This window comes from Altericista sp. CCNU0014, assembly GCF_044923475.1.
Taxonomy (GTDB): domain Bacteria; phylum Cyanobacteriota; class Cyanobacteriia; order Thermosynechococcales; family Thermosynechococcaceae; genus JAAURS01.
On the sequence record NZ_CP137338.1, the window covers coordinates 1,209,533 to 1,225,921 of the forward strand.

At 52.3% G+C, this 16,389-nt stretch carries 16 protein-coding genes; 10 read left to right on the forward strand and 6 right to left on the reverse strand.

The genetic code is table 11. The annotated features are described in order from the left end of the window. Positions 1 to 45: 45 nt before the first annotated feature. The gene (locus R6H26_RS06085) at positions 46 to 255 is read right to left on the reverse strand and encodes a DUF2997 domain-containing protein (RefSeq protein WP_404789230.1); all 210 of its coding nucleotides are present in this window, start codon (positions 253 to 255) and stop codon (positions 46 to 48) included. Between the two features lie 534 nt (positions 256 to 789). Here R6H26_RS06085 and acpP point away from each other — a divergent pair. The 3 genes from acpP (at position 790) to tkt (ending at position 4,595) form a co-directional block, all read left to right on the forward strand. Further along, positions 790 to 1,035 carry an acyl carrier protein gene (gene acpP, locus R6H26_RS06090; RefSeq protein ID WP_404789232.1) on the forward strand — a complete coding sequence of 82 codons (246 nt, stop codon included), beginning with the start codon at positions 790 to 792 and terminating at the stop codon, positions 1,033 to 1,035. Between the two features lie 139 nt (positions 1,036 to 1,174). Next, positions 1,175 to 2,431: a beta-ketoacyl-ACP synthase II gene (gene fabF / locus R6H26_RS06095; RefSeq protein ID WP_404789233.1), complete on the forward strand. Its 1,257-nt coding sequence runs from the start codon at positions 1,175 to 1,177 to the stop codon at positions 2,429 to 2,431. Positions 2,432 to 2,579: 148 nt separating this feature from the next. Next, positions 2,580 to 4,595: a transketolase gene (gene tkt / locus R6H26_RS06100; protein WP_404789235.1), complete on the forward strand. Its 2,016-nt coding sequence runs from the start codon at positions 2,580 to 2,582 to the stop codon at positions 4,593 to 4,595. Positions 4,596 to 4,721: 126 nt separating this feature from the next. Here tkt and dcd read toward each other — a convergent pair whose 3' ends face one another. The 4 genes from dcd to R6H26_RS06120 form a co-directional block, all read right to left on the reverse strand. Continuing rightward, a complete protein-coding gene (dcd, locus tag R6H26_RS06105) occupies positions 4,722 to 5,327 on the reverse strand; it encodes a dCTP deaminase (RefSeq protein ID WP_404789237.1) in 606 nt (201 codons plus the stop codon). Between the two features lie 59 nt (positions 5,328 to 5,386). Continuing rightward, positions 5,387 to 5,923, reverse strand: coding sequence for a P-loop NTPase family protein (locus R6H26_RS06110; RefSeq protein ID WP_404789238.1), 537 nt, complete (start codon positions 5,921 to 5,923; stop codon positions 5,387 to 5,389). A 237-nt stretch (positions 5,924 to 6,160) separates the two neighbouring features. After that, the gene (locus tag R6H26_RS06115; protein ID WP_404789239.1) at positions 6,161 to 6,547 is read right to left on the reverse strand and encodes an MGMT family protein; all 387 of its coding nucleotides are present in this window, start codon (positions 6,545 to 6,547) and stop codon (positions 6,161 to 6,163) included. After that, positions 6,540 to 7,196, reverse strand: a complete 657-nt coding sequence (locus R6H26_RS06120; RefSeq protein ID WP_404789241.1) for a riboflavin synthase — start codon at positions 7,194 to 7,196, stop codon at positions 6,540 to 6,542. The genes R6H26_RS06115 and R6H26_RS06120 overlap by 8 nt, the downstream gene beginning before the upstream one ends. Positions 7,197 to 7,429: 233 nt before the next feature. On the opposite strand from R6H26_RS06120, the gene R6H26_RS06125 reads away from it, so the two are divergent. The 4 genes from R6H26_RS06125 (at position 7,430) to R6H26_RS06140 (ending at position 12,279) form a co-directional block, all read left to right on the forward strand. Further along, a complete protein-coding gene (locus R6H26_RS06125) occupies positions 7,430 to 7,939 on the forward strand; it encodes a bifunctional nuclease family protein (RefSeq protein WP_404789243.1) in 510 nt (169 codons plus the stop codon). Next, positions 7,939 to 9,075 (forward strand): aldo/keto reductase, encoded by a 1,137-nt coding sequence (locus R6H26_RS06130; RefSeq protein WP_404789244.1) that lies wholly within the window; start codon positions 7,939 to 7,941, stop codon positions 9,073 to 9,075. The genes R6H26_RS06125 and R6H26_RS06130 overlap by 1 nt, the downstream gene beginning before the upstream one ends. Positions 9,076 to 9,674: 599 nt before the next feature. Continuing rightward, positions 9,675 to 10,754 (forward strand): glycosyltransferase family 4 protein, encoded by a 1,080-nt coding sequence (locus R6H26_RS06135; protein ID WP_404789246.1) that lies wholly within the window; start codon positions 9,675 to 9,677, stop codon positions 10,752 to 10,754. A 127-nt stretch (positions 10,755 to 10,881) separates the two neighbouring features. Next, positions 10,882 to 12,279, forward strand: a complete 1,398-nt coding sequence (locus R6H26_RS06140) for a glycosyltransferase family 4 protein (RefSeq protein WP_404789248.1) — start codon at positions 10,882 to 10,884, stop codon at positions 12,277 to 12,279. Here the strand turns inward: R6H26_RS06140 and R6H26_RS06145 are convergent. Further along, on the reverse strand, positions 12,276 to 13,511 hold the full coding sequence (locus tag R6H26_RS06145) for an aspartyl protease family protein (protein WP_404789249.1): 1,236 nt from the start codon (positions 13,509 to 13,511) through the stop codon (positions 12,276 to 12,278). The two genes, R6H26_RS06140 and R6H26_RS06145, sit on opposite strands and share 4 nt — an antisense overlap. 474 nt (positions 13,512 to 13,985) lie before the next feature. Here R6H26_RS06145 and R6H26_RS06150 point away from each other — a divergent pair, with 474 nt between their 5' ends. The 3 genes from R6H26_RS06150 to R6H26_RS06160 all read left to right on the forward strand — a co-directional run bounded on the left by R6H26_RS06150 (position 13,986) and on the right by R6H26_RS06160 (position 16,342). Continuing rightward, on the forward strand, positions 13,986 to 15,353 hold the full coding sequence (locus R6H26_RS06150) for an IS4 family transposase (protein WP_404783463.1): 1,368 nt from the start codon (positions 13,986 to 13,988) through the stop codon (positions 15,351 to 15,353). 262 nt (positions 15,354 to 15,615) lie between these two features. Beyond that, positions 15,616 to 15,963 carry a transposase gene (locus R6H26_RS06155; RefSeq protein WP_404789251.1) on the forward strand — a complete coding sequence of 116 codons (348 nt, stop codon included), beginning with the start codon at positions 15,616 to 15,618 and terminating at the stop codon, positions 15,961 to 15,963. After that, a complete protein-coding gene (locus R6H26_RS06160; protein ID WP_404789253.1) occupies positions 15,950 to 16,342 on the forward strand; it encodes a transposase in 393 nt (130 codons plus the stop codon). The genes R6H26_RS06155 and R6H26_RS06160 overlap by 14 nt, the downstream gene beginning before the upstream one ends. Positions 16,343 to 16,389: the final 47 nt, after the last annotated feature.

Below are 16,389 nucleotides of genomic sequence, written 5' to 3' on the forward strand. Positions count from 1 at the left end.
AAAAACGACAACAAACCCGTCCTTAAAAACTTAAAGCTCGGGTATTTACCATTGGCTGACTTCAGCTTGAGCCGAAGTGCCCTGCCGAGCCAAAGCCTCCTGAGCAAAATACTCAGATGTGGGCTCGCAGCTCGCGACTTGTCCCAAAAGCGCTTCAATGGCGGCAGTCACCTCCGTACAGGAGGAACCGATAATGCCCGTCACTTTTTCTTGAACGCGCCCGTCGGGATAAATTATAAATTCTAAGGTTTCCATCGGTACGACATCCAATTGGAAATTACGTGTCCTGAACGCGCTCTGTCTCTGCTTGACGTCAAGCGGTCAAACCTCAAGCATTGATTGAGAGTCTCGAGAGAACTCCACCTTCTTTAAGTTAGAGCATATTGAGTTTTAGTGTTACGTATAGGGCTATTACCCGTCAAGAATTGATGCGCTTTGTTACGCGGATCGCCTCATACTGTAGAATCTATCGTCCCTATTGATTCTTTCCATCTACTGTTTGGTCGATCGCGAATCATCCTCATTTGAGAGGCCGGGGCGCGATGGCTTAGAACAAAGTCCCTCAGATTTTAGGTATAAGGGTTGACCGCTTTCGGATTACTATAAAGATTGGCTTAAGTTAAATGCTTTCCGCTATGCGACCTGAAAGTATGTAGCGATGGGCTTTAGAGCCGGAGCGTGGCAAAAATTTTGCACTGCTTTCCTTGTCTGTGACTTAGCGCCTGTCCTGTTGGCGACGCTTTCCGCGTTTGGTAAAGCTCCAACTTTCAACCCTAACGAGAGAACACCATGAGCAAAGACGAAATCTTTTCCAAAGTTAAATCTATTGTTGCCGAACAGCTTAGCGTCGAAGAAGATCAAGTTACGCCCGACGCTAACTTTCAAAACGATCTGAATGCTGATTCTTTGGATGTGGTTGAGATGGTGATGGCGCTCGAAGAAGCCTTTGATGTCGAAATCCCAGACGAAGCAGCGGAAGAAATCAAGACGGTACAAGACGCCGTCGATTATATTGCTGGCAAAGCGGTCGCTTGAGCGGCTTTGCTATCGAGCGCGACGATTTCTCTCAAGGACTGCGTAGATTGATGTTTTCAATGCCAGCTTTTGGGAGAAAGCACCTCCACCTATCGTTTTGACGTGTCTCTGGCGCAGTAAGCCTTTCTAGACTGACATCATGACTAATTTCGAACTAAAACGGGTTGTTGTCACTGGCCTGGGGGCCATTACTCCCATCGGAAACACGGTCTCCGACTATTGGGAGAGCCTGCTGGCAGGCCGTAGCGGCATCGGACCCATCACGCTGTTTGATGCTTCTCGTCACGACTGCCGCATTGCCGGAGAGGTCAAAGGGTTCGACCCTGTCGATTATATGGACCGCAAGGAATCAAAGCGGATGGATCGCTTTGCCCAATTTGCCGTTGCGGCCAGCAAACAGGCAGTCAAAGATGCCAACCTGGTTATCGACGGTAGCAACGCAGCCCAAATTGGCGTCACGATCGGCACGGGGATTGGAGGTCTAAAGGTTCTCGAAGACCAACAGGAAATCAATCTGACCCGCGGACCAGATCGATGCAGCCCGTTTATGATTCCCATGATGATTGCCAATATGGCAGCGGGGTTGACGGCAATCCAGCTCGGCGCAAAAGGTCCTAATTCCTGTGCGGTGACGGCCTGTGCCGCAGGTTCAAATGCGATTGGAGATGCCTTTAGGCTCGTACAGCGAGGCTATGCGAGCGCGATGATCTGCGGGGGGACCGAAGCGGCGGTTACGTCGCTATCGGTTGCGGGTTTTGCCGCTTGTAAGGCTCTATCTCTCTCTCGCAATGACGACCCCCTCCATGCCAGTCGTCCCTTTGACCGCGATCGCGATGGGTTTGTCTTGGGCGAGGGTGTTGGGGTTTTAGTCTTAGAGGAGTTGGAATTTGCGCTCGGTCGCGGGGCCAAGATCTACGCTGAGATCGTGGGTTACGGGTTGACCTGCGATGCCTATCACATGACCTCTCCAGTGCCGGGGGGAGAGGGGGCAGCGCGCGCCATCGAGCTGTGCCTCAAGGATGCGGGTCTGACCCCGGATCGGGTCACCTATATCAACGCCCACGGAACGAGTACGGGTGCAAACGACCCGACGGAAACCGCCGCGATCAAGCACGCCCTCGGGAATAATGCCTATCAAGTTGCCGTCAGCTCGACGAAATCGATGACGGGACACTTGCTCGGCGGGTCGGGAGGGATTGAGGCCGTGGCGACGGTTAAGGCGATCGCCGACAGCCAGATTCCACCTACGATCAATTTAGATAACCCGGACCCCGAGTGCGATCTCGACTACGTTCCGCATCGCAGCCGCGCCCAAGCCGTTGACGTCGCACTCTCCAATTCCTTTGGATTTGGAGGACATAACGTGACGTTAGCCTTTAAGAAGTACGTTGAGTAGTGGAAAGCGGGACAGAAAGACGGAATGGTTTTTTGTCGTTCAGTTTGGGTTGAAACGCTTTAAATTAGTTAAAGTGCCAAACCTGCAGAACTTTATGTTGTCGCTGTTGTTTTGTCGTTGCTATCGAATCTAGGAAGACTTAATTACTATGGTTGTTGCCACCCAGTCCGTCGAAGAGCTTTGTATTAATTCCATTCGCTTCCTTGCGGTCGATGCGATTGAAAAGGCAAAATCCGGTCACCCTGGCTTGCCGATGGGCGCGGCTCCCATGGCGTTTGTCCTTTGGGACCAGTTTATGCGCTTCAATCCCAAGAACCCGAAGTGGTTCAACCGCGATCGCTTTGTCCTGTCCGCCGGCCACGGCTCGATGCTCCAGTACGCGCTACTGCACCTGACGGGCTACGACAGCGTGAGCATGGACGATATCAAAAACTTTCGACAGTGGGGTTCTAGCACCCCCGGCCACCCTGAAAACTTTGAGACAGATGGGATTGAAGTCACCACTGGGCCTTTGGGGCAAGGCATTGCAAACGGCGTAGGGTTGGCCCTGGCAGAAGCGCATTTGGCAGCTAAGTTCAACAAGCCCGATGCTACTATCGTCGATCACTACACCTACGTCATTTTGGGCGATGGCTGCAACATGGAAGGCGTCTCAGGAGAAGCGGCTTCCATTGCAGGCCACTGGGGCTTGGGCAAACTGATCGCGCTGTACGACGACAACCATATTTCCATCGACGGCTCCACGGACGTGGCGTTCACGGAAGATGTTTCGAAGCGATTCGAAGCTTACGGTTGGCACGTCCTTCACGTCGAGAACGGGAATACGGATTTGGAGGCGATCGCCGCTGCCATTGCGGAAGCCAAAAAGGTCACCGACAAACCGACCATGATTAAGGTCACGACCATCATCGGTTATGGTTCTCCCAACAAGTGCAATACCGCTGGCATTCACGGTGCGGCGCTTGGCGGCGACGAAGTGAAGCTCACCCGCGAAAACCTCGGCTGGGGCTACGAACCCTTCGAACTGCCTCCAGAAGCCGTCGCCCATTACCGCAAGGCGATCGAGCGGGGTGCTAGCTACCAGGCAGAATGGGAAGCGGCTTTGGCCCAGTACAAAACCAAATATCCCCAAGAATCGGCTGAATTTGAAGCGTTAACCTCCAACAAGCTTTCTAGCGATTGGGCTAGCGTCTTGCCCACCTACACGCCAGAAGACAAAGCATTGCCGACTCGGAAACATTCCGAAAATTGTCTTAATAAGCTAGCTCCCGTCCTGCCCGGTCTGATCGGCGGTTCTGCCGACTTGACCCACTCCAACTTAACCGAGCTCAAGGGCCTGGGCGATTTCCAGAAAGGGCAGTACCAGAACCGCAATATCCACTTTGGCGTGCGCGAGCACGGCATGGGCGCAATCTGTAATGGAATTGCACTGCACGGCTCGGGGCTGATTCCCTACGGTGCAACGTTCTTGATTTTTACGGACTACATGCGCGCCTCCATTCGGCTCTCCGCGCTATCTCGGGCCGGGGTGGTTTGGGTGATGACCCACGACTCTGTCGGTCAAGGGGAAGACGGCCCCACCCACCAACCGATCGAAACATTGGCCTCTCTGCGCGCCATTCCGAACCTGACGGTGATTCGTCCGGCAGACGGAAATGAATGTTCGGGTGCCTATAAGGTTGCTATTGAGCGCGCGAACCAAAGCGCTCCCTCGCTCTTGGCCTTTTCTCGGCAAAACCTGCCCAACTTGCCTGGCACCTCCATTGAGGGTGTCGCCAAGGGTGCTTACACGATTGTTGAAGCGCAAGGTACGCCAGACCTAATCTTAATCGGCACGGGTTCTGAAGTCAGTCTCTGCGTCGAAGCAGCTAAAGCCCTAGAGAGCGAAGGTAAGAAGGTACGCGTCGTGTCGATGCCATCTTGGGAAGCCTTTGAAGCCCAGGATGCCGCCTACAAAGAATCCGTGTTTCCTAAGGCCGTCGCGAAGCGGTTGGCAGTGGAAGCAGCGGCAAGCTTTGGCTGGCACAAGTACATCGGTACGGAAGGCGATACGGTTACCCTCGATCGCTACGGTGCCTCGGCTCCGGGTGGGGTTTGTATGGAGAAGTTCGGTTTCAGTGTTGAGAACGTGTTGGAGAAAGCCAAGGCGCTGTTAAGCGCTTAAGCTTCGAGTCAACCTGACGACAGTTTGTTCTGTAGGGACGCAAGGCTTTGCGTCCCTACAAGTCTAGAATCTAAAAGCAGGCGAATACATGAGTACTCGCCCGCTTTTTTCGTCTGAATCCAGAGCCTAAATGCGCGCTAGCGTGACAACTTCGGATTGGTCTTGATACTTGCCTTGGCGATCGGCGTAGCTGACGTTACAGGGTTCGCCTTCAAAAAACAGCAGCTGCACGATGCCTTCGCTGGCATAAATTCGGCAGTCGGCACTGGAAGAATTAGAAAACTCTAGGGTCAAGTGCCCGCGCCAGCCGGCTTCGGCGGGCGTGAGGTTGGCAATCAGGCCGATGCGGGCGTAGGTCGATTTGCCAATGCAGATCACCGATACGTTGTCGGGAACCTCTAACCGCTCCAGGGCTACCCCCAGCCCGTAGGAGTGAGCGGGCAAAATAAAGTAGCTGCCGTGCTCATCTTTATGAAGCGCTGCTGGCTCTAAGTTGGCCGGATTGAAATTTTTGGGATCGACGATCGTGCCCGGAATGTGGCGAAAAACCCGAAACTCATTGGGGCTGAGGCGCAAATCGTAACCGTAGGAGGATAGCCCGTAGCTAATGACCCGATGGGAGGTTTCCGGCGTGGCTGCATCCAGCGCCACCGCACGCACGAGCTGCGGTTCGAAGGGGACGATCATCCCCTGGTGGGCCATTTTTGCAATCCAAGCGTCGTTCTTAATCACAGGGGTTCCGTTGGCGATCGCCTTAAAATACCAGGGGCACTAGAGAACATTGGAGGGCACTAGGGGCAAAAACTGCGGCGCAGTTCCGTAATCTGATCCGCTCGATCGATCAGCGATTGGGGCATCTCTGGGCCTGTGAGAATCATATCAACGTGGCGGGGTCGCTGGGCGATCAAATCCAGCACTTCGGCCTCGGCAATCAACCCCAAATGAATTGCCAAGCTGAGCTCGTCTAGGACTACCAAGCTAAAGCGATCGCGGATTACAGCCTCTTTGGTATACTGCCACAGCTCCGCAAGCGCCTCCATCTCGTGGGGCTCTAACTCTGGCGTATCGATGCATCGCGGTACGTTGCAGCGCAGCCATTCGAGATGCTGGCAAAGGTGGATGGGGTGGTCCGGTCCCATGCGGATGCCGCCTTTGAGAAACTGAACCACCAAAACGGGCGTCCCCTGCCCTGCCACTCTCAGCGCTTGGGCCATAACGTTGGTAAAAAAGTTGCGGTGGGGAGCCGTAACAATTTGGACTAACCCTTCTATCGCAGGGTGGAATTGGGGTTCGAGGGTAAGGGTTCGGGTTTCAACCTGAGCGACCATAGCGTATGTTATGTCTTTAGGGCGTTAAAGCAGGAGTTGACTAGAGTCTCTTCAAACTGTCCAGTCGCTACAGATGTAGCGCACATCTGTTAGTTCTCACCATAGTTAACGCTAGATATAATCATCCGTCAATAGCCGAATGTAAAATCTTAGCGATGCGACTGGCATATGACCTCTGCCGTATTGCCCCAGAGGCTAACACTTTATAATCTGTTTAAATCGCCTTAAATTGACGCTTTAAGACGAAAACGTCTCCTCCAGGCTGGAGCGATCGGGGTGCCATTGGAAGCGCTTGAGATCGACGCGTCCTCGGGCATCGAAGATAATCCCTTCCCGCTCTAGTAAGATCTGCTGGAGCTCGTCGTTCCCCTGGCGCATCGGCGATTGCGAAATCGTGCCTTTGGCATTGATGACCCGCTGCCAAGGCACTTGAGAATCTAAAGGGACTCGGAATAGCGCGTACCCCACCAACCGCGCCCGTCCGTATAGCCCCACCAACTCCGCAATTTGTCCGTAGGTTGCCACCTTCCCCGCCGGAATCTGCCGCACCTGCGCGTAGATCGACTCGTATAGCGGACTTTTCTCCTTAGCCCGCTCTAATTCGGTCTCGTTTGGTTTAGGCAAACCCATGCTCCGCTAAAAAATTGAGGTCGATGTCGGCTTGGGGTGCAGCAGGCCCTGAAGGCAATCGCAACAATTTTGCAACGTACTTTCCTAAAAGATCCGTTTCAATATTGACTGCTTGGCGAGGGGAAAGATACTGCAAGTTTGTATTGGCAAAGCTGTGGGGGATTACTGCAACCACGAACTGAGTGCCATCGTCAGTACAGTTGGCAATCGTCAAACTTACGCCGTTAATGGCAACGCTGCCCTTCGATAGAAGGTAGCGTCCCAACTCTGGCGGCACGGTGAAGTGCATTTCCCAGGACTCCGCACTTCGATCGAGTGCTTCAACGCGACCCATACCGTCGACATGTCCGGCGACAAAGTGACCGCCCAAGCGATCGCCCACTCGCAGCGCAGGCTCTAGGTTTACAACCCAATCCGTATCCATTGCGCGTTCCAAGGTCGTTCGCCGCAGGGTTTCTGGAGAAATTGCGACCGCAAACCCCGAATCTGCGAGCGTTTCTACCGTCAAGCACGCGCCATCTACCGCAACGCTATCGCCGACCGCGAGCGCCTTTACAAAGGCGGCATCTTTGCAGCGGACCAAGAGCTGGCGCGGGCTTAGAGATTCAAGGGATCCTGACGCTTGAATTAAACCTGTAAACACGATGTCAACATTCGTAATAGTTTTTCCGTAGATTCGCGGATGCAAAAGATCCTGTCAGACAATTAGGGTAGTAGTAGACCGATTATGACTAGAGTTTAAGCGATCGATCCCCTTAAAAATTCAGTACTCTAGAGATAGGAACAGAGTATTATCGGTGTGAAGTTTCCCCTGAATCCGTTGTTGTGTCGATGCCTTGTCTTGTTTGAGATCCGCATTCCCGTGAGGCCCAGTGCATGATTGAGATGAATGTTGCAGGGATCGCCCTAGACGCAACCACACGCGTTCCAATTGTGTTGCTTAAAGATTCGACGGAGCGCCGCGCTTTGCCCATCTGGATCGGTCAAAACGAAGCCAGAGCCATCCTGAGCGTGCTAGAAAATCAGTCTCCCCCTCGACCGATGACCCACGATCTGTTGGGGAACTGTTTGACCGCGTTGGACGTATCCCTAGAGCGAGTCATTATCCACGCCCTTGAAGATAACACCTTTTTTGCGGTGTTAACCCTCAAGCAGGGGGAGAAAACCCAGCGCGTTGACGCGCGGCCTAGCGACGCGATCGCCTTGGCTCTTCGCCTCAACGCTCCGATTTGGGTCATGGAGGAAGTGGTAGCGGATGCTTCCATTCCCGTCGATCAAGAAGCCGACGAAGAAGAGCGCGCCGCTTTCCGTAACTTTCTAGATAACATTCGCCCCGAAGACTTTGCCCAAAGTTCCGGCGGCGGCGAACCCTCCAGCTTGGGTTAGTGCGGTATCGTCGCTTTGGCAAAACGAATCTGTCTCTTTCGGTCTTTACCCTAGGGACGATGCGCTATCTCGCGTCGGCAGCCAACGCTCGGGCGACTCTGGCACGGGCCGTTGCCCTGGGCGTCAACCATTTTGAAACCGCTCAAGGCTACGGTCAAAGCGAACGATACCTGGGTCAAGCGATCGAGCAGGGGATCGGAGCCGCGCGCGAAGACCTCGTCATTACTACGAAAATTGCGCCAAAACCCGATGCGGCAAGCATGGCAGAGGCAATCGATCGATCGCTGGCGCGGCTTCGGCTAGATTACATCGATTGTCTGGCCATCCACGGTCTCAACACCGCAGAGCATGTGGCGCAGGTCCTGGATTCTCGGGGCTGCATGGTTGCCGTTCGAGATGCAGTCGCCGCTGGAAAAGTTCGCCACGTCGGGTTCTCCACCCACGGTCCCCTAGACATCATTTTGGCTGCTCTAGAGAGCGATCGGTTTGAATTTGTAAACCTGCACTACAACTATTTCTTCCAGCGCAATGCTCCAGCCGTAGCGTTAGCCCACCAAAAAGATTTAGGCATTTTTATCATTTCGCCTGCGGATAAAGGCGGGTTGCTTTATACGCCCCCCCAAACCCTTAAAGACCTCTGCGCCCCTTTCGCACCCCTCCACGTCAACGCTCGATTTTTGCTGAGTCAGCCTGCTGTGACGACCCTCAGCGTGGGCGCAGCCATCCCAGAAGAACTGGATTGGCCTTTGGCGATCGCCGATCGCGTCGAGCCTCTCAACGCGTCCGAACGGGCCATCTTAGAACGATTAGACGCGCATTCGGATCGGGTGCTCCAAACGGATCGATGCCATCAGTGCCATGCCTGCCTGCCTTGCCCGGAGAGCATTAATATTCCAGAAGTATTGCGGTTGCGCAACTTAGCGGTGGCCTACGACATGGAGGCGTTTGGCCGTTACCGCTACCGCATGTTCGAAAATGCAGGCCATTGGTTCCCCGGACGCAAAGCCGATCGATGTACGGAATGCGGCGATTGCCTGCCCCGGTGCCCCTCGAACCTCCCCATCCCAACCCTCCTCTTTGACACCCACGATCGGCTTCGAGACACGCCTCGCCCTCGATTGTGGGAGTCGATTTAAAGGCAAAAAGCGCTTGTTTTTTGTCCCCCACGACAAGATTTAAGGCTACCTTTGTCTCAATCTCGTGCGAGAAAGCAACGACTTTCAGAGCACTTTAGCGTGCAAAACTATCGTGCTTTCTGAGGGAATTTTTGCTAGAAGACTCGCGCTCTACGACAGACAGGTCCCGTGAAGGTATAAATTCTAGCCGAGGTTTGACCTGTTTAAGCCTTTCTTTAGACAGATTGAAACCTCAGCCCAATGCGGCTTTGAGCTACCCTTAACGTACTTTAAGATTGAAATGTAACTGAAATACTTTGGCTTTAAACCTAGGCAAACGAATTTAATTCGTTTGCCTAGTAGGTCCAGTTGGCGATCGAAGCTACTAGCAATTGGCTGAAATCGAGAGGAGAAACTCGATATTTTCTAGAATTTTGTTCGTCTCGAACAATTCGGGAAACCGTACTTCATTTTGTGGCGAGGAAGCGTTATAATGCTTTAAGTAGTAATAATAAATTTTTCAAAGCCTTAAGAAAAATTAAGAAAAACCTTTATCGAGCAACGCTCAAGAGAACGATCGACCTTCTCTTTTTCAGCGTGTCGCTCAAGGAGAAAAAATCATGAGAATCGCTCAAGTTGCACCGTTGTGGGAAAGCGTTCCCCCTCCCGCCTATGGCGGTATCGAATTGGTTGTAGGCCTGCTGACGGACGAACTCGTCCGTCGCGGTCACGATGTGACGCTGTTTGCTTCTGGAGACTCTACTACTGATGCAAAGCTGTCCTCCGTCCATCCCAGAGCGTTACGCTTGGATGCCGCAGTAAAGGAATACAGCGTCTACGAAGCGCTGCAGCTCAGTCACGTTTGTCAGCGGGCTGCGGAGTTTGACATCATACATTCCCACATGGGATGTTCGGCTTTGCCCTATGCGAAATTGATTAAAGTTCCTACCGTGCATACATTGCACGGTATTTTTACATCTGACAACACGAAGCTTTACCAGCATGCGAAGGAGCAGCCTTACATCAGCATCTCCAACGCGCAAGTCGCCGATCTGGATTTGAGCTTAAATTGCGTGGCAACGGTCTATAACGCGATAGATGTCAATCGGCATCGGTTTTTCCCAGCCGCAGACGAACCCCCTTATCTCGCGTTCCTCGGTAGAATGTCGCCGGAGAAGGGACCCCAGCACGCGATCGCCATTGCCAAACAGGCAGGACTGCCGTTGAAGATGGCAGGCAAGGTCGATCTGGTGGACGAAGAATTTTTCGATCGCGAGGTCAAGCCTCTCATTGACGGCCAGCAGATTCAGTTCTTGGGCGAAGCGAATCACGTTCAGAAAAACGAGCTGATGGGACGGGCGATCGCCACTCTGTTTCCCATTACCTGGCGCGAGCCATTTGGCTTGGTGATGATCGAGTCAATGGCAGCGGGTACCCCCGTGGTTGCAATGCGCCTCGGCTCCACGCCAGAGGTGATCGCCCACGGCGAAACGGGCTATCTGTGCGACACGATTGAGCAATGCGTTCGGGCTGTCCAGGATATCCGCAAGCTCGATCGGCAGACCTGTCGCGATCGCGTTGCTGCCCGCTTTAGCGTCACGCAAATGGCCGACGGATACGAAGCCGTCTATCGCAAGCTCGCGTCCGGCATCGCATCTAAGAACGGTCACAGCCGCACGCCCGTCGCGATTCCCCGCTAGTCGCTACAATCTCCTCGCTTGACCCGCCAACCTTGTTGGGCGGGCAAGTTCCGATTAGCTAAATCCAAGCTCAAAACTAAAACAGTGAAGTGAAACGAATCAAAGTGAAGCAATGGAACCTCATGTTATGCAGAAGACATCGATCGTTCGCAGTCCCAAGTTTGAAAGTCCGCAGTCAAAATCTTCTTCCTTTGTAACCCCTCGGCGCTCAGTTCCGTTGCGTCAGTCGATCGCGTTGATTTCCGAACACGGCGATCCGGCTGCCGATATCGGGTGCGAAGAAGCTGGCGGCCAAAACGTCTACGTTCGTCAAGTCGGCGAAGCCCTGGCTCGGTTGGGGTGGCAGGTGGATATGTTTACGCGCAAAACGCGAGCGACCGATGCAGCGATCGTGCAGCACGGGCCTCATTGTCGCACCATTCGCCTTAAGGCCGGGCCAGAGCAATTCGTCCCCCGCGATCTCCTTTTTCAATACATGCCGGATTTTGCAGACGCGCTCCTTAAATTCCAAGCTAAAGATAGCGGTAACTATCCCCTCTTCCACAGCAATTACTGGATGTCTGGTTGGGTCGGGCTGCAGCTCAAGCAGGCGAGCAATATTCAGCTCGTGCATACTTACCACTCCTTAGGTGCGGTGAAGTACCAAAACCTCGCGCGTCCGCCCGTTGCCGATACCCGCCTTGCGACAGAACGACAAATTCTCGAACGGGCAGACTGCGTGGTTGCGACCAGCCCCCAAGAACGAGAGCACCTGCGATCGCTGGTTTCGCGCGGCGGCTACGTCGAAGTGATTCCTTGCGGCACTGACGTGGAGACATTTCACCGGATGCCTCAGTTAGATGCTAGAGCGAGTTTGGGGTTCGATGCGGGCCAAAAAGTAGTGCTGTACGTAGGCCGATTCGACCCGCGCAAGGGCATTGAAACCTTGGTGCGCGCTTTTGCCGCATTGTACGAGCGCTCGGAAGACTCGCTTAAATCTCAGCTTCGGCTCGCGATCGTGGGCGGGTGCCAGATCGGACAGGCCGATGCCGAAGAACGATCGCGCATCGAAGCGCTGGTTGCCGAGTTGGGTATTGCAGAACGCACCACGTTTGCGGGGCAGGTGGGTCACGACCGTTTGCCGCTGTACTACACGGCTGCCGATGTTTGCGTTATCCCGAGCCACTACGAACCGTTTGGGCTGGTGGCGATCGAAGCCATGGCCTGCGGTACTCCTGTTATTGCTTCCGATGTCGGCGGGCTGAAGTTTACGGTCGTTCCGAACGAAACGGGTTTGCTGGCGCTGCCTCAGGACGTGCAGGGTTTTGCAACGGCCATAGAGCAGGTTCTGACTCAAGCGCGGTGGTCCACTCAAGCTAAAGATCGAGCGACGACTTGGGTGCGGCAAAACTTTAGCTGGACGGGCGTTGCGGCTCAGTTGAGCGATTTGTATCGCCGTCTTCTCGTCGGTTCTCTGACGGAAAGGTCTGTCTCTGAGTTAGTAGAATCCACGATCGATCGAGAACCCTTGCGTCTGTCCGCTTAGATCGAGGGTTGGAGTCTCAGTCGAACCGGAATTCGCTCCGTCTTCCGTTGCAGGACTAAGCTCGCAGTCTGCCCGGCTTGGCTCAATTGCTGGCGAATTTGAACCAGCGTCAGCTCCGATGTTTCTATGTTGTTAACTCGCACGACCCGATCTCCGACTCGCACGCCTGCGGAGAATGCGGGCGTGTCTGGAGAGACTGCACCAACGCGATAATCTTTGAGTTGCGGGCCAGTTGCCTTCAGCCACAGTCCGCTCAGGTCGTGGTTGTCGGGGGGTGGCGGGTTACCTGTATTGGGCTCTAGAATGAGCTGTCGATGAGGGTAATCTAAAATTACCTTAAATTGCCGTAAAACTTGATAGCCAATTTTCCCGGTGAGGCGATCGCATTCTCCTGTCCTCGTTGCGCCAAAAATCGCCGTGGGCCGATCGATTTGAAGGGGTCCGATTTGCACTCGTCGCAACCGTCCCATCACAATTTCATCCGAGCCTTGAATGGTGGCAAGGTTGCGCTTGAGGGTGCGCGGGGCCGCCGCAATCAGCCGTCGGTCTAGGCCGCAAGCAGCCGTTAGCGAAAGGGCCGCATTGCTGCCGAGGTCGATCATGAGTTTTCCTGGAAGGGCCGGATAGCCGTGGGGGACGATGGTGGCATCGATGTAGGGGCGATCGCCCGTGACGGTCATGGGAATGCGCTGGCCGTTGCCTCGATAGCGATAGGTTTTGGGCCGAAACAACCGCAGCGTTCTGCGCGAATAGTCCAGTTCCACCACGAGCTGCTCGAATAGCTCGTAGCCTACAATGCCGCTAATGCGGCGGCCAAAGTATTGCTCTAGACCCAGGGTTTCAGCTTGGGGAATCACGACGGAAGTGCGATCGTTCAAGATTAACGGGCCCAATTGCAGTGCTAGGTTGGAAACCTTGACCGTTGCGATGGTCTCTGTTCGTCCGGGAATCATCGCTTTGCCCTGGGGTTGAAGTTGCAGTGCTTTAGCCTTAGATTCGCTGATAAATAGATCGGCGGCTCCGCTGTCTAAAATCAGATCTTTTGTAGGGACCCCGTCGATCTTACCTTGCACGTAGATATGTCCCCCGTAATCCTCAAACGGAAGCGCGACCGTATCTCCGGCCAGGACGAGATGGGCGTGGGTCTTTTGGTTGAGGCGATCGCGAATCGAGAATCCCAGCCCGAGCGAACCTGCGACGAGCATCAAAAACAAGAAAGCTTGAAGCTTCACGAGCTATTGCTTTAAACTTCGTCCCTATTATGCGCTATGGAATGCACTCTGGATTTAGACTGGCGAAAAAAATTAGAAGGTTAATTAATTGCCATGGGTTAACTTCCTCTATGGGCTGACATCCTCGATCTTTTTATGAGTTATCTATTCAATTGTCAAAAATCAATAACAAGAATAACTAGTTTTGTTGTGATTTTATCTTTGATTTCTTGCGACTTCTATAGGAACGGCACCCGTGAGACTGCGCCAACGGTTCTCACTCCAGAACAGCAAGTTAAAGATGCAGTACTACAAACAGAAAAGAAATCTGATAATCCTAGCGCATGGCCAAAAGTTACTAATATAGTAGTAATCGAGAATTATGCATTAGCCAGATATAGTTCAATGCCACTGAAATAAGGAGACAAAAAAATCTGCAAGGCATGATTTAGAAGCATCATAGCCTTACAGACCAAAATAATACCTCCTTATCTTATGCTGAATCGTGCCGAAATTCTCAAGCAGCAGTTCAATCAGAGTATTGGATTACCTTGGTTGAAGATATTGCCAGCGTCGCGGATTGAAGAAATTTTAGTAGAAGAAAATATTCAGTATCGAAACTGTGTGTATACGCCGATTGTGACGCTATGGGCACTCCTGTCTCAAGTTTTAGACCCGGATAAAAGCCTCAGCAATGCCGTCAAACGGATTACGGCTTGGGTGGGAGCGGCAGGCGGAGACAGCCCCTCCCCTGATACTGGAGCCTATAGTAAAGCCCGTCAACGATTGAGCGAAAGCGTCTTGCAGCGTCTGATTCCCGATACGGCGGAGTCGTTAGAACAAACGATTCCCTCGACCGAACAATGGTGTGGACTTCGGGTGCGGGTCTATGACGGTACCACAGTGCTGATGAGCGATACGCCTGCCAACCAAGCCGATTATCCTCAACACAGTAACCAAAAGCCAGGGTGTGGATTTCCCATCGCCAAGCTTGTGGTGGTCTTCTCCTTAATGACAGGTGCGGTTGTGTCGGCTTGCGTGAGCTGTTTTAAGACCAGTGAGCTGGAATTGAGTCGTCTGCTGTATGCGGACTTAGTGCCTGGGGATGTAGGGCTCGGCGACCGAGCTTATGGAACTTTTACAGATCTGGCCTTAGTCCAAGCCCAGGGCGCTGATGGGGTGTTTCGTAAGCATCATGCCCGTCATAGCGATTTTCGTCGAGGTCAGAAGCTGGGTATTGGAGACCATGCTGTTCGATGGCATAAACCTTCCAAACCTCCTCAACACATGAGTGAGGAAGACTTTAGCCAGTTGCCAAAGTTTTTAGATGTTCGCGAGGTGTCTATCCTAATCCGTCGTCCAGGTTTTCGAGACCTACGAATCATTATTGTCACGACTTTACTCGATGCCAAACGCTATAGTGCCAAGCAGTTAGGTCAACTCTACGGTCTGAGATGGCAGGCGGCTGAGGTTAATTTACGACATCTCAAAACCACCTTGGGTATGGAGATGCTCAGCGCCAAAACCCCGCAAATGGTGCGCAAAGACCTCTGGGCACATCTATTGGCCTACAATCTCTTGCGAACCGTCATGCTCCAGACAGCGCAATCCTCAGAACAAGCCCTATCTCGACTGTCGTTGCAGGGAACTCGACAGCAGTTCCTACAAACAATAGGGTTGTTGGCAATTACAACGCAAAAGATACAGCAAAATTTGTATCGAGTTCTAATGGAGGTTGTAGCAAAGGACTTGCTGCCTTTGAGAGTTTTTCGGTCTGAACCCAGAGTGCTAAAACGTAGGCCAAAGCCATTTGCGCGAATGAATAAACCTCGTGCTGTTCTCAAAGCTGCTCTAGTAAATTGATTTAGCTTATTTCAGTGGCATTGAGATATAGTTACTAAGCAGGTTCTTCTTCAGAAATGTTACTTAAAAAAATAGAAGATAGATGGTCTGAGATATTCAGTGGTGATTCTATTGGTTTAAATACATTGATAAGATTGAAAGTCCCTGTTGAAATAGCTAAAGGATTATCAAAAAAATAATTTTCACCAAAGATAGATATACTTCTCTTTTGTCACTTTCGCCGGAGTAAAATAGGAATAAAGGCTGAAACTAGGGAGGGGCTATGACAGCGCCTAGAGACCCCAAACCAACAGTTAACTTTATCGACGTTTATTGTGCGTACTACCAAAACCTATTTTCAGGAGTAAGAAGTTTTGAAAATTTTAAGGCTCTGCATTTGGGAATACTTTCAGAGCTGAAGTGCAAAACACTGCCTAGAATTGCGAAAGTTGCTGGATTAGATAATTCTCAGTCATTACATCATTTTTTAACTGAATCTCCTTGGGATGTTGCAGACTTAAGGCATCGGAGATTAAATCGAATCTTACAAGTTTTAGAAGGTCGTTCAATCATTTTAATCGAAGGCTCAAGGACTCCAGTCTCTAGACCCAGACGTATTGAACGCTTTTGAGGTCCGCTATCAGGTCATTCTCAACGAAGGGTTTGATACAAATCCTCCCGTCCCCTCAGATCCGCCAAAGTCCAGAGGTCGTCCCAAACAGAGTCCTGCCAAAAACTTACTCGACCGTCTGCAAAACCAGCAAACTGAGGTCTTGAGGTTCATGGTTGACTTTGAGGTGCCCTTTGACAACAATCAGGCGGAACGGGATTTACGAATGATGAAGCTCAAGCAGAAGATCTCTGGTGGTTTCCGCTCATTGCCGGGTGGACAATTCTTCTGTCGCATTCGGGGCTATATTTCTACGCTCAAAAAGCAGGAACAGAATATTTTGGATCGGCTGAAACAGTTCTTTGGGGGGAACCCAACTATCCCTGTACTCCTGACCTGAGTAATTACTAAAATTCTCACAATTCTTGAAAGCCTTGATTCAGAAGC

What these genes read in the sequence shown, in the direction of transcription:
- fabF (WP_404789233.1), top strand. Translation starts at nt 1,175, where the DNA reads ATGACTAATTTCGAACTAAAACGGGTTGTTGTCACTGGCCTGGGGGCC.
- R6H26_RS06155 (WP_404789251.1), top strand. Translation starts at nt 15,616, where the DNA reads ATGACAGCGCCTAGAGACCCCAAACCAACAGTTAACTTTATCGACGTT.
- R6H26_RS06150 (WP_404783463.1), top strand. Translation starts at nt 13,986, where the DNA reads ATGCTGAATCGTGCCGAAATTCTCAAGCAGCAGTTCAATCAGAGTATT.
- tkt (WP_404789235.1), top strand. Translation starts at nt 2,580, where the DNA reads ATGGTTGTTGCCACCCAGTCCGTCGAAGAGCTTTGTATTAATTCCATT.
- R6H26_RS06110 (WP_404789238.1), bottom strand. Translation starts at nt 5,923, where the DNA reads ATGGTCGCTCAGGTTGAAACCCGAACCCTTACCCTCGAACCCCAATTC.
- acpP (WP_404789232.1), top strand. Translation starts at nt 790, where the DNA reads ATGAGCAAAGACGAAATCTTTTCCAAAGTTAAATCTATTGTTGCCGAA.
- R6H26_RS06140 (WP_404789248.1), top strand. Translation starts at nt 10,882, where the DNA reads ATGCAGAAGACATCGATCGTTCGCAGTCCCAAGTTTGAAAGTCCGCAG.
- R6H26_RS06135 (WP_404789246.1), top strand. Translation starts at nt 9,675, where the DNA reads ATGAGAATCGCTCAAGTTGCACCGTTGTGGGAAAGCGTTCCCCCTCCC.
- R6H26_RS06085 (WP_404789230.1), bottom strand. Translation starts at nt 255, where the DNA reads ATGGAAACCTTAGAATTTATAATTTATCCCGACGGGCGCGTTCAAGAA.
- R6H26_RS06125 (WP_404789243.1), top strand. Translation starts at nt 7,430, where the DNA reads ATGATTGAGATGAATGTTGCAGGGATCGCCCTAGACGCAACCACACGC.